Annotated in this window: 19 protein-coding genes; 11 read left to right on the top strand and 8 right to left on the bottom strand. The window is 59.7% G+C overall.

Translation table 11 applies throughout. The features are described 5' to 3' along the window. Positions 1 to 449 (top strand): YaiI/YqxD family protein (locus Q7W83_RS27340; protein WP_473658107.1); only part of this gene is annotated, 449 nt, incomplete at its 5' end. Positions 450 to 566: 117 nt separating this feature from the next. Here the strand turns inward: Q7W83_RS27340 and elbB are convergent. Next, entirely contained in the window at positions 567 to 1,235 is a 669-nt protein-coding gene (elbB, locus tag Q7W83_RS27335) for an isoprenoid biosynthesis glyoxalase ElbB (protein ID WP_150632077.1), read from the bottom strand. Positions 1,236 to 1,350: 115 nt separating this feature from the next. Between elbB and Q7W83_RS27330 the strand changes: the two genes are divergently transcribed. Next, complete coding sequence (locus Q7W83_RS27330) at positions 1,351 to 2,586, top strand: sterol desaturase family protein (protein ID WP_150638099.1); 1,236 nt, start codon at positions 1,351 to 1,353, stop codon at positions 2,584 to 2,586. Here the strand turns inward: Q7W83_RS27330 and Q7W83_RS27325 are convergent. Then, positions 2,567 to 3,199, bottom strand: coding sequence for a DedA family protein (locus tag Q7W83_RS27325; RefSeq protein WP_150632079.1), 633 nt, complete (start codon positions 3,197 to 3,199; stop codon positions 2,567 to 2,569). The two genes, Q7W83_RS27330 and Q7W83_RS27325, sit on opposite strands and share 20 nt — an antisense overlap. Before the next feature lie 208 nt (positions 3,200 to 3,407). Here Q7W83_RS27325 and hemB point away from each other — a divergent pair, with 208 nt between their 5' ends. Both hemB and ppk1 read left to right on the top strand, forming a co-directional pair. Further along, complete coding sequence (gene hemB, locus Q7W83_RS27320; RefSeq protein ID WP_473658105.1) at positions 3,408 to 4,421, top strand: porphobilinogen synthase; 1,014 nt, start codon at positions 3,408 to 3,410, stop codon at positions 4,419 to 4,421. Between the two features lie 18 nt (positions 4,422 to 4,439). Next, the gene (ppk1, locus tag Q7W83_RS27315) at positions 4,440 to 6,662 is read left to right on the top strand and encodes a polyphosphate kinase 1 (RefSeq protein ID WP_150632081.1); all 2,223 of its coding nucleotides are present in this window, start codon (positions 4,440 to 4,442) and stop codon (positions 6,660 to 6,662) included. A gap of 185 nt (positions 6,663 to 6,847) precedes the next feature. Here the strand turns inward: ppk1 and ppx are convergent, their stop codons facing one another. The 5 genes from ppx to Q7W83_RS27290 form a co-directional block, all read right to left on the bottom strand. Next, complete coding sequence (ppx, locus tag Q7W83_RS27310; RefSeq protein WP_150632082.1) at positions 6,848 to 8,350, bottom strand: exopolyphosphatase; 1,503 nt, start codon at positions 8,348 to 8,350, stop codon at positions 6,848 to 6,850. A 208-nt stretch (positions 8,351 to 8,558) separates the two neighbouring features. Next, complete coding sequence (locus Q7W83_RS27305; protein ID WP_150638097.1) at positions 8,559 to 9,296, bottom strand: amino acid ABC transporter ATP-binding protein; 738 nt, start codon at positions 9,294 to 9,296, stop codon at positions 8,559 to 8,561. Then, a complete protein-coding gene (locus Q7W83_RS27300; RefSeq protein WP_150638095.1) occupies positions 9,283 to 9,933 on the bottom strand; it encodes an amino acid ABC transporter permease in 651 nt (216 codons plus the stop codon). The genes Q7W83_RS27305 and Q7W83_RS27300 overlap by 14 nt, the downstream gene beginning before the upstream one ends. Then, complete coding sequence (locus Q7W83_RS27295; RefSeq protein WP_150638093.1) at positions 9,930 to 10,598, bottom strand: amino acid ABC transporter permease; 669 nt, start codon at positions 10,596 to 10,598, stop codon at positions 9,930 to 9,932. Before Q7W83_RS27295 ends, Q7W83_RS27300 begins: the two co-directional genes overlap by 4 nt. Positions 10,599 to 10,619: 21 nt before the next feature. Beyond that, a complete protein-coding gene (locus Q7W83_RS27290) occupies positions 10,620 to 11,405 on the bottom strand; it encodes a transporter substrate-binding domain-containing protein (protein WP_150632086.1) in 786 nt (261 codons plus the stop codon). A gap of 254 nt (positions 11,406 to 11,659) precedes the next feature. On the opposite strand from Q7W83_RS27290, the gene Q7W83_RS27285 reads away from it, so the two are divergent. From Q7W83_RS27285 to Q7W83_RS27255, 7 genes are all read left to right on the top strand, one after another. Further along, entirely contained in the window at positions 11,660 to 12,367 is a 708-nt protein-coding gene (locus Q7W83_RS27285) for a FadR/GntR family transcriptional regulator (RefSeq protein ID WP_150632087.1), read from the top strand. A 120-nt stretch (positions 12,368 to 12,487) separates the two neighbouring features. Further along, the gene (gene trxA, locus Q7W83_RS27280) at positions 12,488 to 12,817 is read left to right on the top strand and encodes a thioredoxin TrxA (protein WP_003206727.1); all 330 of its coding nucleotides are present in this window, start codon (positions 12,488 to 12,490) and stop codon (positions 12,815 to 12,817) included. 249 nt (positions 12,818 to 13,066) lie between these two features. Further along, positions 13,067 to 14,326, top strand: coding sequence for a transcription termination factor Rho (gene rho, locus Q7W83_RS27275; RefSeq protein WP_007942421.1), 1,260 nt, complete (start codon positions 13,067 to 13,069; stop codon positions 14,324 to 14,326). 139 nt (positions 14,327 to 14,465) lie between these two features. Next, positions 14,466 to 16,421 carry an acyltransferase family protein gene (locus tag Q7W83_RS27270; protein WP_473658097.1) on the top strand — a complete coding sequence of 652 codons (1,956 nt, stop codon included), beginning with the start codon at positions 14,466 to 14,468 and terminating at the stop codon, positions 16,419 to 16,421. A gap of 61 nt (positions 16,422 to 16,482) precedes the next feature. Then, positions 16,483 to 17,949, top strand: a complete 1,467-nt coding sequence (gene ubiD / locus Q7W83_RS27265) for a 4-hydroxy-3-polyprenylbenzoate decarboxylase (protein WP_007942423.1) — start codon at positions 16,483 to 16,485, stop codon at positions 17,947 to 17,949. Continuing rightward, a complete protein-coding gene (locus tag Q7W83_RS27260) occupies positions 17,949 to 18,917 on the top strand; it encodes a CDP-6-deoxy-delta-3,4-glucoseen reductase (protein ID WP_150632089.1) in 969 nt (322 codons plus the stop codon). The genes ubiD and Q7W83_RS27260 overlap by 1 nt, the downstream gene beginning before the upstream one ends. A 206-nt stretch (positions 18,918 to 19,123) precedes the next feature. Then, positions 19,124 to 19,792, top strand: coding sequence for a gamma-glutamylcyclotransferase (locus tag Q7W83_RS27255; RefSeq protein WP_150632090.1), 669 nt, complete (start codon positions 19,124 to 19,126; stop codon positions 19,790 to 19,792). Here the strand turns inward: Q7W83_RS27255 and glpT are convergent. Further along, entirely contained in the window at positions 19,768 to 21,117 is a 1,350-nt protein-coding gene (gene glpT / locus Q7W83_RS27250; protein WP_150632091.1) for a glycerol-3-phosphate transporter, read from the bottom strand. The genes Q7W83_RS27255 and glpT overlap by 25 nt on opposite strands. Between the last annotated feature and the right edge of the window lie 129 nt (positions 21,118 to 21,246).

Raw genomic sequence — 21,246 nt, 5'->3', positions numbered from 1 at the left:
TTTGGATCGATGCCGACGCCTGCCCTCGGGCAGCCAAGGATCTGGTGGTGAAGTTTGCCCTCAAGCGCCAGTTCGAAGTGGTGTTGGTGGCGGGGCAGCCGCAGATCAAGCCTGGGCTGGCGCTGGTGAAGCTGATCGTGGTGCCGAGTGGCCCGGACGCGGCGGACGATTATCTGGTCGAGCACGCGGTGCCCGGTGAACTGGTGATCTGCAGCGACCTGCCACTGGCCGACCGGCTGGTGAAGAAAGGCGTTGCAGCGCTGGACCCGAGGGGCAAGGAGTTCGACGCGCAGAACATGGGCGATCGGCTGGCGGTGCGCAACCTGTTCGCCGATTTGCGTGAACAGGGGCAGATGAGCGGCGGCCCGGCCCCGTTTGGCGAGCGTGAGAAGCAGGCGTTTGCCAATGCGCTGGACCGGATTCTTACGCGGCTATCACGCAAAGCCTGAGCACGACGCTGAGCCCTGTGGGAGCGAGCTTGCTCGCGATGGGGCCGGCACATTCAACATTTATGTCGATGGATAGACCGCAATCGCGAGCAAGCTCGCTCCCACATTTTGACTGTGTCAGGCGTCGTTTTCGTGGGTCAGTTCGAGCACGCGATCGACCAGTTTGTTGATGCCGGACGCGGCTTCGCTGATGCTCTGTGCCAGCATGTAAGCCGGAGTGCTCACCAGTTTGCGGGCTCTGTCTTCAACGATGTCAGTGACTGCGCAATCCGTGTGAGTGGCGCCCATCTTGTTCATCGCTGCGGCGGTGTCTGTGTCGTTGCCGATGGTGCAGGTCACGCCCGGACCATAAATCTTTGCAGCCAATGCCGGCGAGATGCAGATCAGCCCGACCGGTTTTCCCGCTTCGGCAAACGCTTCGGTCAGGGCGAGCACATCGGGCTGCACGGTGCAGCCAGCGCCTTCGATGGCGAAGTTCGACAGGTTCTTGGCCGCGCCAAAACCACCGGGCACGATCAGCGCGTCGAAATCCTCGACGTCAGCCTCACGCAGATCCTTGATGTTGCCCCGGGCAATCCGCGCCGATTCCACCAGTACATTGCGTGACTCGGGCATTTCTTCGCCGGTCAGGTGGTTGATCACGTGCAACTGCGCGATGTTTGGCGCAAAACACTGCACCTGCGCGCCACGCTGATCGAGTCGCAGCAAGGTAATCACGCTCTCGTGGATCTCGGCGCCGTCGTAGACGCCACAGCCGGAAAGGATCACTGCAATTTTTTTGCTCATGGGCTTTTCTCCAGATTCATGGCGTTAAATGTCCACTAATTTGTCACTCGTTGCCATAGGGTTAATTCGCGGCTACACCTAGCATCTGTCCTCAAGATTCCGACCGGGGCGCGTCATGGACTTCATTCTGTATGCGGTGCCGTTTTTCTTTGTGCTGATTGCCGTCGAACTGCTGGCCGACCGTTGGCGCGGGGTGAGCAATTATCGGGTGGCCGACGCGATCAACAGCATCAGCACCGGGGTGTTGTCCACCACCACCGGCCTGCTGACCAAAGGCGTGGGGCTGGTGACCTATGCCTTTGCCCTCAAGCATCTGGCACTGTTCGAACTCGCGGCCAACAGCGTCTGGGTCTGGGTGTTCGCCTTCGTTCTCTACGACTTCTGCTACTACTGGCTGCATCGCATGGGCCACGAACGCAACATCCTCTGGGCGGCGCATTCGGTGCATCACCAGAGCGAGGACTACAACCTCTCCACGGCGTTGCGCCAGACCAGCACCGGGTTCCTGCTGAGCTGGATTTTCTACCTGCCAATGGCTGTGCTTGGCGTGCCGCTGCTGGTGTTTGTCAGTGTCGCCGCGCTTAACTTGCTGTATCAATTCTGGGTGCATACCCGGCACATTCCCAAGCTCGGCTGGTTCGAGTGGTTCTTCGTTACGCCATCCAATCATCGGGCCCACCATGCACAGAACGCTCTCTACATGGATCGCAACTACGGCGGGGTGTTCATTATTTGGGACCGTCTATTTGGCTCGTTCCAGGAAGAGGACGACAACGAGCCGGTGATTTTCGGCGTGACCACGCCACTGGCGAGTTGGAATCCGTTGTGGGCAAACGTGCAGTTTTACGCGCAGCTCTGGGATGACGCGCGGCGGGCTGAAAGCAACTGGGACAAGCTGCGGATCTGGTTTATGCGCACCGGTTGGCGGCCGGCGGATGTGGCGGCCAAGTACCCGATGAACAAGCCGGAGCTGAGCCAGTTCCGCAAATTCGAGGTGCCGCTGGACGGGCGCCAGCAGATTTACGTCCTGTTGCAGTTCTGCGCCTATATCGCGCTGGGCAGTTACTTGATGAATTTCGAGCCGCATCTGCCGACCCCTGCGTTGGTGCTCGGCTGGAGTGCGGTGGCGTTGGGGTTGTTTACGTTGGGCGTGGCCCTGGAGAATCGCCCGTGGGCGTTGAAGCTGGAGTTGCTGCGGCTGGCATCGAACGTGCCGCTGGTGTGGCTCGCGCCGATGGTCGGGCTGTGGCCGGCCAGCGCGGTGGGCTGGGTCGGCCTGCTGAGTTACAGCCTGCTCAGCGGAATCGGTCTCTACTGTTGCAGAAACCGTTTCACTCGTTTGGCGTCTTGACTTCGGCAGCCTTGGCCTGCTCCGCCTTCAAGGCCTGCTCGTCGGCGTAGACCTGCTTCGCCAGGCGCGCATTCTTGAAGCGCCGGCGCAGCCACAGTACGACGCCCAGCACCAGCAGGGCGCCCAGCACCCATAGCTCGTACTTCTTGACGCTGCCCAGCATGCCTTCGAGCACCGCGCCGAAGTGATAGGCCGCTGCGGCCAGGGCGCTTGCCCAGATCGCGGCACCAATCCCGTTCAGCAGCAAGTAACGTCCCGGCGGGTAGCCTGACAGGCCGATCGCCACTGGCATCACCGTGCGCAAACCGTAGACAAAGCGGAAGCTCAGCACCCAGATGTCCGGGTGCCTGCGAATGTGTTCCAGTGCCCGGTCGCCCATCATCTGCCAGCGGGGTTTGCGCGCCAGCAACTTGCGGCCGTGCTTGCGCCCCAGGAAATACCACAGCTGGTCGCCGGCATAGCTGCCGAAAAACGCCACGACCACCACCACGTTGATGTCCATGTATCCACGGAACGCGAGGAAGCCTGCGAGTACCAAGATGGTTTCGCCTTCGAAGAACGTGCCGAGAAAAAGGGCAAAGTAGCCGAAGTCATGCAGAAATTGTTGGAGCATTGTCTGGGTGCTGGCGAAATGAACGCGCAGCCTACGCCTTCGTGCACATTCATGAAAGTGTCCAAATGTGTCTCGACGTGAACATTTCCTACACGGACAATGGAATGCGGCTACGTGTCACAGGGCTAAGCACGACTGTCATCTGTCCGTCATAATGGCCGCTTATAACTGTCACGCTCGCCCGTCAGCGCGGGCTCAGGAGTCTGCCGTGAGCTTTACCCCCGCCAATCGTTTGTTTCCAGCCACCCGCCTGCGTCGCAACCGCCGTGATGATTTCTCGCGTCGACTGGTTCGTGAAAACGTCCTGACTGTCGATGACCTGATCCTGCCGGTGTTCGTGCTGGACGGTGAAAACCGTCGTGAAGCGGTGGCGTCGATGCCGGGTGTCGAACGCTTGACCATCGACCTGTTGCTGGAAGAAGCGGCTAAGTGGGTCGAGCTGGGGATTCCGGCCGTGGCGCTGTTCCCGGTCACGCCATCCGAGCTCAAGTCGCTGGACGCCGCCGAAGCGTGGAACCCGAACGGCATTGCCCAGCGCGCCACCCGCGCCCTGCGAGCGCAGTTCCCTGAGCTGGGTGTGATCACCGACGTTGCGCTGGACCCGTTCACCACCCACGGTCAGGACGGTATCCTCGACGAAGAAGGCTATGTGCAGAATGACATCACTGTCGATGCGCTGGTCAAACAGGCTCTGTCCTACGCCGAAGCCGGCGCTCAGGTGGTGGCCCCGTCGGACATGATGGACGGTCGCATCCAGGCGATCCGCGAAGCCCTTGAACTGGCCGATCACGTCAACGTGCGGATCATGGCCTATTCGGCGAAGTACGCCAGCGCCTATTACGGCCCGTTCCGCGATGCGGTCGGTTCGGCGCTGAACCTGGGCAAGGCCAACAAGGCCTCCTATCAGATGGACCCGGCCAACGGCAATGAAGCCCTGCACGAAGTGGCGGCGGACTTGTCAGAAGGCGCGGACATGGTCATGGTCAAGCCAGGCATGCCGTACCTGGACATCCTTTACCGGGTCAAGGAAGAATTCAAAGTGCCGACCTTTGTTTATCAGGTCAGCGGTGAATACGCCATGCACATGGCGGCGATCCAGAATGGCTGGTTGAGCGAAGGGGTTATCCTCGAATCCCTGACCGCTTTTAAACGTGCAGGCGCTGATGGCATCCTGACTTACTTTGCCGTTCGTGCTGCTCAACTGTTACGAGAGCAAAAATAGCCCTCCCAGGAACATTCGATGAATACCGAAGGACTCACTGAAGTTGCAGTACAAGAGGCTCAACCTGTGGTGGAGCAGATCGCTGAAACCCCGCCGGTGCTGGAGCCTGCTCCACCCGCGGTGGTGGTCGAAACTGCGCCGGCGGCGCCAGCGATTGTGGTTCCGGGCCTGGATGACAGCAGCCTGTACATTCATCGCGAACTCTCGCAACTGCAGTTCAATATCCGGGTGCTGGAACAGGCGCTGGACGAGTCCTACCCGTTGCTGGAGCGGCTGAAGTTCCTGCTGATTTTTTCCAGCAACCTGGATGAGTTCTTCGAAATTCGTGTGGCCGGCCTCAAGAAGCAGATCACCTTCGCCCGTGAACAGGCCGGCGCCGATGGTCTGCAACCGCACCAGGCCCTGGCCCGGATCAGCGAGCTGGTGCACGGTTACGTAGACCGCCAGTACGCGATCCTCAACGACATTCTGTTGCCGGAACTGGAGAAGCATCAGGTCCGCTTCATCCGTCGCCGTTACTGGACCACCAAGCTCAAGACTTGGGTTCGCCGTTATTTCCGCGACGAGATCGCGCCGATCATCACCCCGATCGGCCTCGACCCGACGCACCCGTTCCCGTTGCTGGTAAACAAGAGCCTGAACTTCATCGTCGAGCTCGAAGGCATCGACGCCTTCGGTCGCGATTCCGGTCTGGCGATCATCCCGGCGCCGCGTCTGTTGCCGCGCGTCATTAAGGTTCCGGAAGAAGTCGGTGGCCCTGGCGACAACTATGTCTTCCTGTCGTCGATGATCCACGCGCACGCCGATGACTTGTTCCAGGGCATGAAGGTCAAGGGCTGCTACCAGTTCCGCCTGACCCGTAACGCCGACCTCGCGGTCGACACCGAAGATGTGGAAGACCTGGCCCGCGCTCTGCGCGGCGAGTTGTTCTCCCGTCGCTACGGTGACGCGGTGCGTCTGGAAGTGGCCGACACCTGCCCTAAACACCTGTCCGACTACTTGCTCAAGCAGTTCAACCTGCACGAGACCGAGTTGTATCAGGTCAACGGTCCGGTCAACCTGACCCGTCTGTTCAGCATCACCGGCCTCGACAGTCAGCGCGAGCTGCAATACCTGCCGTTCACCCCGCAGATCCCGAAACTGCTGCAGAACAGCGAAAACATTTTCAGCGTGATCAGCAAGCAGGACATTCTGCTGCTGCACCCATTCGAATCGTTTACGCCGGTGGTCGATCTGCTGCGCCAGGCTGCCAAGGACCCGCATGTATTGGCGGTCCGTCAGACGCTGTACCGCTCCGGCGCCAACTCGGAAATCGTTGATGCGCTGGTGGATGCGGCGCGTAACGGCAAGGAAGTCACGGCGGTGATCGAATTGCGTGCGCGGTTCGACGAAGAGTCCAACCTGCAACTGGCCAGTCGTCTGCAAGCGGCCGGTGCGGTGGTGATTTACGGCGTGGTCGGCTTCAAGACCCACGCCAAGATGATGCTGATTCTGCGCCGCGAGGCCGGTGAGATTGTGCGTTACGCCCACTTGGGGACCGGCAACTACCACGCCGCCAACGCCCGTTTGTACACCGACTACAGCTTGCTGACCTCGGACGACGCCTTGTGCGAAGACGTCGGCAAACTGTTCAGCCAGCTGATCGGCATGGGCAAGACCCTGCGCATGAAGAAGCTGCTGCACGCGCCGTTCACGTTGAAAAAGGGCATGCTCGACATGATTGCCCGCGAAACGCAGTTCGCCCTCGACGGCAAACCGGCGCACATCATTGCCAAGTTCAACTCGCTGACCGATCCGAAGATCATCCGCGCGCTGTACAAGGCCAGCCAGTCCGGCGTGCGTATTGATCTGGTAGTGCGCGGCATGTGCTGCCTGCGTCCGGGCATCGCCGGGGTTTCGCACAACATCCACGTGCGTTCGATCATCGGTCGCTTCCTGGAACATACCCGAGTCTTCTACTTCCTCAATGGCGGCGAAGAGCAGATGTACCTCTCCAGTGCCGACTGGATGGAGCGCAACCTCGACAAACGCGTCGAGACTTGCTTCCCGGTGGAAGGCAAGAAGCTGATCATGCGGGTCAAGAAAGAGCTGGAGCTGTATCTCACCGATAACACTCACAGCTGGAGCTTGCAGGCAGACGGTCGTTACATCCGCAACACACCGACCGGCAACCAGAACCCGCGCAGTGCGCAGGCGACGTTGCTGGAGCGGTTGGGCAGCCCGATTCTGGCTGTGCGTTAGCCCACACGCGGCATAAAAAATGGCGATCCCTGCGGATCGCCATTTTTGTTTCCACTATCCCTTGCAGGTCACTGTGGGAGCTGGCCTGCCAGCGATGACGATCGTGCAATCACCGCAAGGCTCAGATCCTGTCGCCGGCAAACCGGCTCCAACAGGACCGTGTTTTCCGAGCGGTTATCGGTGGTTTATCGAACGCTGAGCACGAAACCAACCCGCGTCAGCCATTCCGCTTCGAGCGCGAAGTCAGCTTGGGTCAGCTGGTTTTCGTCCAGCCAGTTTTCCGGGAACTGCACATCCAGGCTGTGGCCATTGGCGTGCAACACCACCTGAGGCATTTCCTGGGTGCCGCGGATGTGATGGAACAGGATCGCAAAGCGCAGCAGCACGCACAGGCGAATCAGCTTGATGCCGTCGTCGCCAAAATCGGCAAACCGGTCCTTGGGAATATTGCGACGGTGGCCACGCACCAGCAGCGCGAGCATCAATTGGTCTTCGCGAGAGAACCCGGCCAGGTCCGAATGCTCGATCAGGTAGGAACCGTGTTTGTGGTACTGATAGTGAGCGATGTCCAGGCCCACTTCATGGACCTTGGCGGCCCAGCCCAGCAACTCGCGCCAGACGCCGTCATCCAGATCCCAGTCCGCCGCCACCTGATCGAAGGCATGCAGCGCTTTGCGCTCGACCCGTGCCGCTTGTTCCAGGTCGACGTGGTAGCGCTCCATCAGCGAGCTGAGCGTGCGCTCCCGGACGTCTTCATGATGATGACGGCCCAACAGGTCATAGAGCACGCCTTCGCGCAGAGCGCCTTCACAGTGATCCATGCGTTGCAGTTCGAGGGCATCGAAGATTGCTTCGAGAATCGCCAGGCCCGCCGGGAAGATTGCCCGGCGGTCAGGCTTGATGCCTTCGAAATCGATTTTCTCGACGTCACCAAGTTTGATCAGCTTGCGCTTGAGCCAGGCCACGCCCTCGGCGTTGACCTCCCCCGTGCCGTGGCCGCCGGCCTTCAGCGCCAGGCCGATGGCGCGAATGGTGCCCGAAGAGCCGATGGCTTCATCCCAGGTCAGGCGATGCAGGGCGTGTTCGATGCTCATGATCTCCAGCCGCGCCGCCGTGTACGCCTGGGCGTAGCGGGCCGGGGTGATCTTGCCGTCCTTGAAATAGCGCTGGGTGTAGCTGACGCAGCCCATTTGCAGACTTTCACGCAGCAGCGGCTCAAAGCGCTGGCCGATAATGAATTCGGTACTGCCGCCGCCGATGTCGGCCACCAGGCGCTTGCCCGGCGTATCGGCGAGGGTGTGGGACACGCCGAGGTAGATCAGGCGCGCTTCTTCACGGCCGGAGATGACTTCCACCGGGTGGCCGAGGATTTCTTCGGCGCGGTGGATGAATTCGTTGCGGTTACGGGCTTCACGCAGGGCGTTGGTGCCGACGATCCGCACGGCGCCCGTGGGCATACCGTTGATCAGTTGGGCGAAGCGCTTGAGGCAATCGAGCCCGCGCTGCATGGATTCTTCGCTGAGCTTGCGCTCTTCGTCGATGCCCGCGGCCAGCTGAACCTTCTCCCCGAGACGCTCGAGAATACGGATTTCGCCGTTCTGGGCCTTGGCCACGACCATGTGAAAGCTGTTGGAGCCCAGGTCGATTGCGGCGATCAGGGACAGATTCTTGGCTTGGGATTGCGGCATGGTCAGGGGGTCTCGGTCGATAACCCAGACATCGTGCCACGATCAAACGCTGACGCCAACGCGCAGTGTTCAAACCCTTGATCCTGCGCAGTAATGCCAGTGACCGCTGCGCGGTCAATCGCTAGCAGGCTAGCTCCCACATTGGAATGCATATCCCTGTGGGAGCTAGCCTGCTAGCGATGAGGGCATTAAAGACACTGAGGTTCTTTCAGGCTGTCGCTTCCACCGTCCCGATAAAGTTTGCCAGCTCCGCCGTCCGAGGATTCGCGAACAAAATCTTCGGATCCCCCACCTCATGCACCTTCCCCAGATGCATGAACACCAACTTATCCCCAACCTCGCGGGCGAAACGCATTTCATGGGTGACCATAATCAGCGTCATGCCCTCCTTGGCCAGTTGCCGAACCACGCTCAGCACCTCATTGACCAGTTCCGGGTCCAGCGCCGAAGTGATCTCATCGCATAGCAAGACCTTGGGTGACATCGCCAGCGCACGGGCAATCGCCACGCGCTGTTGTTGCCCGCCGGACAGCCGGTCCGGGAAGGCATCAAACTTCTCCCCGAGCCCGACCCGTTCCAGCATCTCCCGCGCCAGCTCCTTGGCTCTGGCCTTGGGCACTTTCTGCACCACCTGGGGCGCGAGCATGACGTTCTCGCCCACCGTCAGGTGCGGGAACAGGTTGAACTGCTGAAACACCATCCCGACCTTCTGTCGCAGGCTGCGCAGATCGGCGCGGGCGGCATCGAGGTATTCGCCGTCGACTTCAATCACGCCGTCGTTGATCGACTCCAGGCCATTCAACGTGCGCAGCAAGGTCGATTTGCCCGAGCCGCTGCGGCCGATGATCGCCACCACCTGGCCTTCCTCGACGCTCAGGTCGATGCCTTTGAGCACATGGTGATCGCCGTAATATTTATGCAGGGCGGAAATTCTAAGCAGAGGCATGCAGTCTCCTTTCCAGGTAGCGCGCACTGAGGGACAAGGGGTAGCAGAGCAGGAAGTAACCGAGGGCGACGAGGCCGTAGACCATGAACGGTTCGAAGGTCGCGTTGGCGAGCATCCCGCCGGTCTTGGTCAATTCGGTGAAGCCGATGATCGAGGTCACAGCGGTGCCTTTGACCACTTGCACCGAGAACCCCACGGTCGGCGCCACGGCGATGCGCAGCGCTTGCGGCAGGATCACGTAGCGCAGTTGCTCGAGTGGATTGAGCGCCAGACTCGATGAGGCTTCCCACTGGCCGTTGGGGATCGAATCGACGCAACCGCGCCAGATCTCGGCCAGGTAAGCGCTGGTAAACAGGGTCAGGGCAATCGCCGCAGCCATCCACGCGGAGATTTCCACCCCGGCCAGCGCCACCCCGAAGAACACCAGGAACAGCTGCATCAGCAGCGGCGTGCCCTGGAACAGCTCGATGTAGGTGCGTGCAACGTTGCGCGGCAGGGCTTTTTTCGAAATGCGCATGACCATGATCAACAAACCGATCAACCCGCCGCCGATAAACGCCACCAGCGACAGCGCCAGCGTCCATTGCAGCCCCGTGAGCAAGTTGCGCACGATGTCCCAAAAGGTGAAATCGCTCATTGGCCGCTCCTCGCTATGTATCGACGGCCGATCCAGTTCAGCAACTGACGGATCAATAAAGCCATGCACAGATAGAGCAACGTGGTCAGGGCGTAGGTTTCGAAGGCGCGGAAGTTGCGCGACTGAATGAAGTTGGCAGCAAAGCTCAGCTCTTCGGTGGCGATTTGCGAACAGACTGCCGAGCCGAGCATGACGATGATGATCTGGCTGCTCAGCGCCGGCCACACCTTGCCCAGCGCTGGCAGCAGCACCACGTGGCGGAAGGCTTCGAACCGGGTCATCGCCAGCGCCGCTGCGGCTTCCAGCTGTCCTCGCGGAATCGCTTGAATGCCGGCGCGGATGATCTCGGTGGAATAAGCGCCGAGGTTGATCACCATCGCCAGCACCGCCGCCTGCCATTCAGAGATCTGCAGGCCCAGCGACGGCAAACCGAAGAAGATGAAAAACAGCTGCACCAGAAACGGCGTGTTGCGGATCAACTCGACGTAAACCCCGAAGATCGCCGAGAACGGGCGGATGTTCCACGCCCGCACCAGCGCACCGATGATGCCCAGACCGACGCCGAGCACTGCGCCGATGGCCGTCAGTTCAAGGGTGAACAGCGCACCGCGCAGCAGCAGGTCGGTGTTTTGCACCACCGGCAGAAAGTCGAACTGATAGGCCATATCAAATCTCCCGAGCGACGATCAGAGATCGGCCGGCAGCGGCTCTTTCAGCCAGGTCTGTGAGTTTTTTTCCAGTGCACCGTCAGTCTTGGCGGTGGCGAGGATCTGGTTGACCTTGCCCAGCAACGCCGGCTCGTTCTTGTTCACGCCGACGTAGACCGGCGAGTCCTTGAGCTTCACTTTCAGCGCCGGTACGCGTTTCGGGTTTTTCTCGCTGATCGCGATCATTACCACGTTGCCACTGGCAATCAGGTCGACCTGGCCGGCGAGGTAGGCGGCGATGGTCGAGTTGTTGTCTTCGAAGCGCTTGATGGTTACGCCTTCGGGGGCGACTTTGGTCAGTTCGATGTCTTCGATGGCACCGCGAGTGACGCTGATGGTTTTGCCCTTGAGGTCGTCCAGGCCTTTGATGGCGGCATCCGGCGGGCCGAACACCGCGAGGTAGAAAGGCGCGTAGGCGCTGGAGAAATCGATGACCTTCTCGCGCTCGGGGTTCTTGCCGAGGCTGGAAATCACCAGATCCACCTTGCCGGTGGTCAGGAACGGGATACGGTTGGTGCTGTTGACGGGCGTCAGCTCGAGTTTGACCTTGAGCTGGTCGGCCAGCAGTTTGGCGGTGTCGATATCGAGGCCGCGGGGTTTCATGTCCGGGCCGACCGAGCCGAACGGCGGAAAGTCTTGAGGCACGGCAACCTTGAGGACGCCGCGTTTGACCACATCCTCCAGACCGTCGGCGTGGGCGGGCGCCTGGCTCAGCAACAGGCTGGCAAACAGGGCGGCGAGGAGGGCGCTGTAACGCTGGGTCATGGCAAATCTCCGGATCGGCGAGGAATGATTTCTGCGGATCGACAGAGCACGGGCCATGCCAACATCGGTTTTACGGGCGCGAAGCCGCGGATTTGCTGGTGTTTCTCGGTCTTACTGGTCTGAACAGTCGAGCGGCGTTTTGCACTCCCATAGCGCATCCTCGCCAATCACCGAACCCCGGTGGGGCACGACTTGCCGGGCGCCGCGAATAGCTTTAAAACTAACCGCTCATTTGCCTGGTTCGTCCGAAAACCATGAATTCGATTTCCCGAGCTGTACCTGAAGTGGCACTGCAAGCCATCCGCAAATTGATCGCCGAACACGGTTTCGGGCCGGGGGATGCCTTGCCTTCGCAACGGGATCTGGCGGTGCAATTGGGGGTCAGTCGAGCGTCGTTGCGGGAGGCGTTGTCGTCGCTGAGTGCATTGGGCGTGATCAGCATTCAACCAGGCAAAGGCGTTTTCGTGCAGGCGCCGGTAGACCTGCCGCGCGCCGATGCGTCATTGAGCTGGCCATTCGCGGCACAGGCGTCGCCGCTGGATATTTTCCAGTTGCGCTATGCCCTGGAAGGTTTTGCCGCCGGGCTGGCCGCCGTGACGTTGAGCACCGATGACCTCGATACGCTGGAGGATAATGTCGCCGCCATGCGTAATGAGTTGAAGGTTGGCGACTTCGAGGCGGCGGCGCGCCTGGACTTCGAGTTTCACCGGCGCATCCTGCTGGCCAGCGGTAATCAGGCGATGCTGAGCATCCTGACGGCCAGTGCCGACATTTTTCTGGAGAGCCAGAAGCTACCGTTCATCCGGGCCGAACGGGCCATGGAAACCTGGCACGAACACCGCAAAATCCTCCGTGCACTGGCCCGGCGCTCGTCCGGCGCGGCGCAGAAGGCGATGCACGAACATGTGCGCAACGCCGCCCTGCGTACCGGAATTGCCTTCGTCGCTCCCGCCACATCCTGACTTGAGCTATACCCAAACTCATGTACCACCATAGCGAGACTCAATCATCTGCACCTTCCTGAACGAGGGAAGGGCGGCTATGATGGGCCACGTTTTTTTGCTTACAACCTGGAGACTTCCATGAGCAGCGATCTTATCAAACACGTTAGCGACGCTAGCTTCGAGGCCGACGTACTCAAGGCCGAAGGCGCTGTACTGGTCGACTACTGGGCTGAATGGTGCGGCCCTTGTAAAATGATCGCTCCTGTTCTGGACGAAATTGCTGAAACCTACAAAGGCAAGCTGACCGTTGCCAAACTGAACATCGACGAAAACCAGGAAACCCCGGCCAAGCATGGCGTGCGTGGTATCCCGACCCTGATGCTGTTCAAGAACGGCAACGTTGAAGCGACCAAGGTCGGCGCACTGTCGAAGTCGCAACTGGCTGCTTTCCTCGACGCCAACATCTAAGCGTCGCAGTAAAGTGTCCGAAAAAAGGCCCCGCATATTGCGGGGCTTTTTCGTTATTGAGGGCTAGACGCTCCGAAATTCAGGTGTTACATTCGGCCCCGCACTGGTTTCTCCACTGCCCCCTGCTAGCCGTCGCCGACGCACTCCTTTTCGAATAAGTACGCGATCCTGTCGCCTTCTCTGCGGCGCGGCCTCATTAAGCCAAAAGCTTAATTTCCCCCCCTCCATAAATGATTACGTCATTCCTATATGAATCTGACTGAACTCAAGCAAAAGCCGATTACCGAACTGCTCGAATTGGCCGAACAAATGGGCATAGAAAATATGGCCCGTTCGCGCAAGCAGGACGTGATTTTCTCCCTGCTCAAAAAGCACGCTAAAAGCGGCGAGGAAATCTCCGGTGATGGCGTGCTGGAGATTCTCCAGGACGGCTTCGGCTTCCTGCGCTCCGCTGACGCTTCCTATCTCGCCGGCCCGGACGATATCTACGTCTCGCCGAGCCAGATCCGCCGTTTCAACTTGCGCACCGGTGACACCATCGTTGGCAAGATCCGCCCTCCGAAGGAAGGCGAGCGTTATTTCGCGCTGCTCAAGGTCGACACGATCAACTACGATCGTCCCGAGAACGCGAAAAACAAGATTCTCTTCGAGAACCTGACCCCGCTGTTCCCGACCGTGCGCATGAAGATGGAAGCCGGCAACGGTTCCACCGAAGACTTGACCGGTCGTGTCATCGACCTGTGCGCCCCGATCGGCAAAGGCCAGCGCGGTCTGATCGTTGCACCGCCGAAAGCCGGTAAAACGATCATGTTGCAGAACATCGCGGCGAACATCGCACGTAACAACCCTGAAGTTCACCTGATCGTGTTGCTGATCGACGAACGTCCGGAAGAAGTGACCGAAATGCAGCGCACCGTGCGCGGCGAAGTGGTTGCCTCGACGTTCGACGAGCCGCCAACCCGCCACGTGCAGGTTGCCGAGATGGTGATCGAGAAGGCCAAGCGCCTGGTCGAGCACAAGAAAGACGTGGTGATCCTGCTGGACTCCATCACCCGTCTGGCTCGCGCCTACAACACCGTGATCCCGAGCTCCGGCAAAGTGCTCACCGGTGGTGTCGATGCCCACGCCCTGGAGAAACCGAAACGTTTCTTCGGCGCCGCGCGGAACATCGAAGAAGGCGGTTCGCTGACCATCATCGCCACCGCGCTGGTTGAAACCGGCTCGAAGATGGACGAAGTGATCTACGAAGAATTCAAAGGCACGGGCAACATGGAACTGCCGCTGGATCGCCGTATCGCTGAAAAACGCGTCTTCCCGGCCATCAACATCAACCGTTCCGGCACCCGCCGCGAAGAGTTGCTGACCGCCGACGACGAGTTGCAGCGCATGTGGATCCTGCGCAAGCTGCTGCACCCGATGGACGAGATCGCTGCCATCGAGTTCCTGGTCGACAAGCTGAAAACGACCAAGACCAACGATGAGTTCTTCCTGTCGATGAAACGCAAGTAACACGCAGTCCGCTGCAAAAAAAGCGCCCCGAACAGGGCGCTTTTTTTTGTGCGTGAGATTTGTGTCTTGATTGATAACTTTCATGCCGCCACGATGTCCCTTTCTGATCGTTTTTGTATCGGATACGACAAGGGACGTTATGCATACATTTGGCAGTCGCCGTGACATTGACGGCTTGCGGGCTTTGGCCGTCATTCCGGTCGTGCTCTTTCACTTTGGTTTCAGTACGTTTAGCGGTGGCTTCGTCGGTGTTGATGTTTTCTTTGTCATTTCCGGGTTCCTGATTACCAGCATCCTGTTCCGCGAGATCAGCGCGCAGCGTTTCAGCTTCGTCGATTTCTGGGCGCGCCGTGCACGACGCATCCTTCCGGCACTGAGCGTGGTGCTATTGGTCACGTTGGCACTGGGCTGGTTATTGCTGACGGCCAAGGACTTCTCCGAGCTGGGAAGGACGGTTCGTTATCAGTCGCTGTTCATTTCAAACATTCTGTTCATGCGCGAAGACGGTTACTTCCAGCCGGCGTCGGATTTGAAACCGTTGCTTCATACCTGGTCGCTGGCCGTTGAAGAGCAGTACTACATCTTCTTTCCACTGTTGATGGTGGTGTTGATGCGCCATGTTCGCCATTGGCGCTGGATGCTGTTTGCGGTGCTGTTGATCTCTTTCGGACTGAACATCGCTTATATCGATCGTAAACCCGACTTCACTTTCTTTTCGCTGCCGACGCGTGCCTGGGAGCTGTTATGCGGCGCAATGCTCGCGGTGCTGCCTGCGCGCAAACACGCTGTTCGACCCTGGCTCGCTCAGTCTGTCGGTGCTGCCGGGTTGGCGGCTGTTCTACTGGCGGTGTTCACGTTTGACCGGGGGACGGTGTTTCCAGGCTGGGCAGCGTTGTTGCCGGTACTCGGTGCCACGGCGCTGATCTGGTCGGGCGGACAGGGTTCTACCTGGGCCGGCCAGCTGTTGAGTGCGCGTGTTTTTGTCTGGATCGGCTTACTCTCCTATTCTTTTTATCTGTGGCACTGGCCGGTCTTTGTCTATGCCAATGCCATTTCGATCGACGGCGTTCAGCGTTGGGAGGCGGTCGGCTGGATTCTGCTGGCGCTGGGCCTGGCCTGGTTGAGCTGGCGCTTCGTCGAATTGCCGTTCCGTGAAAAACGCCTGCTGGCCGGACGCAAGCACGTGCTGGTCGGCGGCTTGATGGCGATGGCTGTCCTCGCGGTGACGGGCTCCGTCGTGCGTTCTCAGGAGGGCTTTCCTCAGCGTCTGACCGGCAAAGCGCTGGAGTATGCGCAGGCCAGGGAATGGCGCGCCGGGCAGATGAAATGCATGCTGGTGACCAAGGACAAGAAGCTCGACAAGGCCTGTCTGCTTGGTGGCAACCAAGAGGTCCCTGCGACCCGATTGGTCTGGGGCGATAGCCATGCCGCGGCTTTGATGCCGGCCATTGAAAGTGGCGCCAGGCGCGAGGGCCGCCCGGTGTGGCTTTACAGCATGAGCGCCTGTCCGCCGATCCTCAGCGATGACCCGCGCCAACGCTGCAAGGACTTCAACGAACAGACCATGGAGCAGGTTCGTCGGTTGCAGATCAAGGACGTGGTGCTGGCCTCCAACTGGAGTCTTTACGTTTACGGTCGTGAAGACGGCGACAAAAAAGTCTTGCTCAACGCCCGCGACAATACGGCTCAGTCTGAGGCGCGCATGGCCTCGGCGATCGAAGCACGGGTGGCGGCGATCAGGGCTACGGGGGCGCAAGTCTGGCTGTTCAAGGAAGTGCCGCTGCAGCGCAAGGGTGCAATCAGCCGGCTGACGAGTCTCGCCCGGATCGGGCGTTCGGCCGAGGGGCTGGGGCGGCCGCTCGATGAGCACCTGGCTCGCCAGCATTTTCTCAGCGGCTTGTTCGATTCGATGAGCGCCGCCGACCCGGGCGTGCATGTCATTGATCCAACGCCGCTGATGTGTGCGGACGAGGTCTGCAGCATCGAAGTCAACGGCCATTCGAAGTACAAGGATGAGGATCATCTCTCGGACACTGGCAGCGCCTGGCTGAGCCCGCTGTTTACGCCGATGCTGCTGGGCGCAAATCACAATTGACCGTGCTGTTTTAACGCCAGAGCAGGTAGGATGTACGCCTATTTTCGGGGTGGCATCTTCAATGAAATTCAAGGACCTTCGGGATTTCGTGCAGCAACTTGAGCAGCGCGGAGAGTTGAAACGCATCCAGATTCCCGTCTCTCCAGTGCTGGAGATGACGGAAGTCTGCGACCGCACGCTACGGGCCAAAGGCCCGGCACTGTTGTTCGAGAACCCCACCGGCTACGACATCCCGGTTCTGGGCAACCTGTTCGGGACCCCCGAGCGGGTGGCCATGGGCATGGGCGCCGAAGCGGTGAGCGAACTGCGCGAGATCGGCAAGCTGCTGGCGTTCCTCAAGGAGCCCGAGCCGCCGAAAGGCTTGAAGGACGCCTGGTCGAAGCTGCCGATCTTCCGCAAGATCATTGCCATGGCACCTAAAGTGGTCAAAGACGCGGTGTGCCAGGAAGTGGTCATCGAAGGCGATGACGTCGACCTCGCGATGCTGCCGGTGCAGACCTGCTGGCCCGGCGACGTCGGCCCGCTGATCACCTGGGGCCTGACCGTCACCAAAGGTCCGAACAAGGATCGTCAGAACCTCGGCATCTACCGTCAGCAAGTGATCGGCCGCAACAAGGTCATCATGCGCTGGCTGAGCCACCGTGGCGGCGCGCTGGATTACCGCGAGTGGTGCGAGAAGCATCCGGGCCAGCCGTTCCCGGTCTCCGTGGCGCTCGGTGCTGACCCGGCGACCATCCTCGGTGCCGTGACGCCAGTGCCGGACAGCCTCTCCGAATACGCCTTTGCCGGTCTTCTACGCGGTAACCGCACCGAACTGGTGAAGTGCCGCGGCAATGACCTGCAAGTCCCGGCCACCGCCGAGATCATCCTTGAAGGCGTGATCCATCCGGGCGAAATGGCCGACGAAGGCCCGTACGGCGACCACACCGGTTATTACAACGAAGTCGACAGCTTCCCGGTGTTCACCGTCGAGCGCATTACCCACCGGATCAAGCCGATCTACCACAGCACCTACACCGGTCGTCCGCCGGATGAGCCGGCGATTCTCGGCGTCGCGCTGAACGAAGTGTTCGTGCCGATCCTGCAGAAGCAGTTCCCGGAGATCACCGACTTCTACCTGCCGCCGGAAGGTTGCTCGTACCGCATGGCCATCGTGACCATGAAGAAGTCGTATCCCGGCCATGCCAAGCGGGTAATGCTCGGTGTCTGGTCGTTTTTGCGACAGTTCATGTATACCAAGTTCGTTATCGTCACTGACGACGATATCAACGCACGGGACTGGAACGACGTGATCTGGGCCATCACTACGCGCATGGACCCCAAGCGCGACACGGTGATGATCGACAACACGCCGATCGACTACCTCGATTTCGCCTCGCCGGTATCCGGCCTGGGGTCGAAAATGGGACTCGATGCCACGCATAAATGGCCCGGCGAAACCACGCGCGAGTGGGGCCGGGTAATCGTCAAGGATGATGCCGTGACCCAACGGATCGATGCCATCTGGAATCAGTTAGGAATAGATTGATGCGTGTAACCTTGCAGCCCTCCGGAGCAGTGCTTGAGATTCTGCCCGGCGAGCGGATTCTCGATGGCGCACGCCGTCTGGGCTATGAATGCCCGCAAAGCTGTCGTAATGGCAACTGCCATGTGTGCGCCGCGCTGCTGGTGGAAGGGCGAGTCGAGCAGGCAGGTGGTGTGCGCGACCATGGCGAGTTCTACACTTGCATAGCAGAGCCGCTGGAAGACTGCATCGTGCTGTGGGATGGCGTGCTCGCGCTGGGAGAATTGCCGGTGCGCAGCGTTTCGTGTCAGGTCATTGAATGCAAGGATGTCGGCGGCGATACCTGGCGTGTGAGCCTGCGCACGCCGGCCGGCAAACCCCCGCGTTATCACGCCGGTCAGTATTTGATGATCGAGCGGGAGAACGGCGAGAAATCCGCATTTTCCCTGGCCTCTGCACCGCATGCGGGGCGTGACCTGCAAATTCACGTACTGGCGCGCGAAAGCAGTGCGCTGAGCCTGATCGAGCAACTGCAACGCAATCCGCTGGTGCGGATCGAAATGCCCTTCGGTGATACCCACCTGGCGGAATTGCCGGACGGGCCGTTGGTGCTGATCGCTGCGGGTACGGGCATGGGGCAGATCCACAGCCTGATCGAACATTGCCGAGCCTCCGGCTTCAAGCATCCGGTACATCTGTATTGGGGCGTACGTCGTCCCGAAGACTTTTATGAAATCGAGCATTGGGACGAGTGGCTGAAACTGCCCAATCTGTTCTTGCATAAAGTCGTCAGCGATCAATGTGGCTGGCCGGGGCGTTGCGGGATGTTGCATGAGGCGGTGTGCGAGGATTTTTCGGACCTCAAAGCGCTGCATGTCTATGCCAGCGGTTCTCCTGCCATGGTCTATGGCACGCTGGATGCTCTGGTTGACGCCGGGATGGATGCTCATCAGATGCGTGCGGATGTGTTTGCGTACGCGCCGCGCTCTTGAGCCGCGCTCTTGATCGTTATAACTCCATATATAGCCGATCGGTATTTATAGAATTTTATAAATACCGGTAGGTTATATATCGTTCCGGTATTTATCTAAAACTGTGCCATGGCACTTAAATTGCCTTAAAACATATGTGCCTTATTGTTACAGCGGTGCGTTCTATTAAGTAATCATCACCCGCGGGGAGCTGAACGCTATTCGCCATGAGCGCCATTGAATCTGCTTTCATGAATCTGGCTTATCCTCCGCAGCTCGATCTGGGGCCGCAGCTTACACACGAACAATTGCTCAGCTCGATGCAGTCGACCATGGCGCGCCACAAGGGTGGGCCGGTCTGGCTGTTTGCGTATGGCTCGCTGATCTGGCGTCCAGAATGTGCGGCGGTCGAACGCGTTCGCGGCCGGGTGCATGGCTACCATCGCGGTTTGTACTTGTGGTCTCACGAACATCGCGGCACGCCGGAAGTGCCAGGGCTGGTGTTTGGCCTGGATCGCGGCGGTTCTTGCAGCGGCTTCGCATATCGCTTGCCGGAAGAACAACTCGAAGCCTCTCTTTACGCGTTGTGGCAGCGCGAAATGCCATTCCCTTCATATCGCCCACACTGGCTCAACTGCCGTCTCGAAGACGGAAGCCAGGTTCAGGCGTTGGGGTTTGTGTTGGAGCGACACTTGCCCAGCTATGCCGGTAACTTGCCGGATCACGTGCTGAGCCATGTGTTTGAGAACGCTTGCGGGCGTTACGGTACCACTCGCGATTATGTCGAGCAGACCGCCAACGCCCTGCGTAGCCACGCCATGCCAGACCGGAATCTGGAGGCGCGGCTCAAGCGCTGCAAATCAAAGGTCGATCAAGCGATGGCTTCGCGGGACTGACTGGCGACCTGTTTGTGCCACAAGGTTGGTGCAAGGAACGCCATCGCCAGCAGGCACGCGCCGATCAGCAGGACGAAACCGCCGTCCCAGCCGAAATGGTCCACGGTGTAGCCCATGGCTGCACTGGCCGCGACTGAACCACCCAGGTAACCGAACAGACCCGTGAAGCCCGCTGCGGTACCGGCGGCTTTCTTCGGTGCCAGTTCCAGCGCCTGCAAGCCGATCAGCATCACCGGACCGTAGATCAGGAAACCAATCGAGATCAGCGCGATCATGTCGACCGTCGGGTTACCGGCCGGGTTGAGCCAATACACCAACGTCGCTACGGTCACCAACGCCATGAACACCATGCCGGTCAGGCCACGGTTGCCACGGAAGATCTTGTCCGACATCCAGCCGCACAACAGCGTCCCGGGAATACCTGCCCACTCGTAGAGGAAATACGCCCACGAGGTTTTATCCACGCTGAAGCCTTTGGCTTCCTTGAGGTAGGTCGGTGCCCAGTCCAGCACGCCATAGCGCAGCAGGTAGACAAAGACGTTAGCCATGGCGATGTACCAGAGCATTTTGTTGCGCAGCACGTATTTGACGAAGATTTCCTTGGCGCTGAATTCCTCTTCGTGACTGGCGTCGTAGCCTTCCGGGTAGTCGTTCTTGTACTTCTCGATCGGCGGCAGGCCGACCGATTGGGGCGTATCGCGCATCGTGGCGAAGGCAAACACCGCCACGGCCATGGCCACTGCAGCAGGCACGTAAAACGCCGCGTGCCAGTCATTGAACAGGCCCATGCCGAGCAGGAACAGCGGGCCGATCAAGCCGCCGCCGACGTTGTGCGCCACGTTCCACAAGGACACCACGCCCCCGCGTTCCTTCTGCGACCACCAGTGGACCATGGTCCGGCCACTCGGCGGCCAACCCATGCCCTGCGCCCAGCCATTGATAAACAGCAGGATGAACATGATGGTCACGCTGGACGTCGCCCAAGGCGCGAAACCGAAAATGAACATCACGCCGGCAGAAACCAGCAGGCCGAACGGCAGGAAGAAGCGCGGGTTGGAACGGTCGGAAACAATGCCCATCAGGAACTTGGACAGGCCGTAGGCGATAGCAATCGCCGACAACGCCAGGCCCAGCTCGCCGCGGGTATAGCCCTCTTCGATCAGGTAGGGCATGGCGAGGGAGAAGTTTTTGCGCAGCAGGTAATAACCCGCATAGCCGATGAAGATGCCGGCGAAGATCTGCCAGCGATGGCGTCGGTAGGCGCTGTCTATTTTTTCTTCAGGCAATGGAGCCTGATGTGCGGCAGGACGAAAGAAAGCAAACATTCAAGAGCTCCAGTTTTCTTGTTTTGACTGCGGATGCGAATGTTACAGTTTCGTTACCGAAAATAGCACTGGTTCGCATCCTCAAAACAGCGGAAATGTTGGAGATCGCATGTTCTTTTACGAACATGT

The organism is Pseudomonas sp. 300, from assembly GCF_055803035.1.
This window is presented reverse-complemented; position numbering and strand designations above follow the sequence as displayed.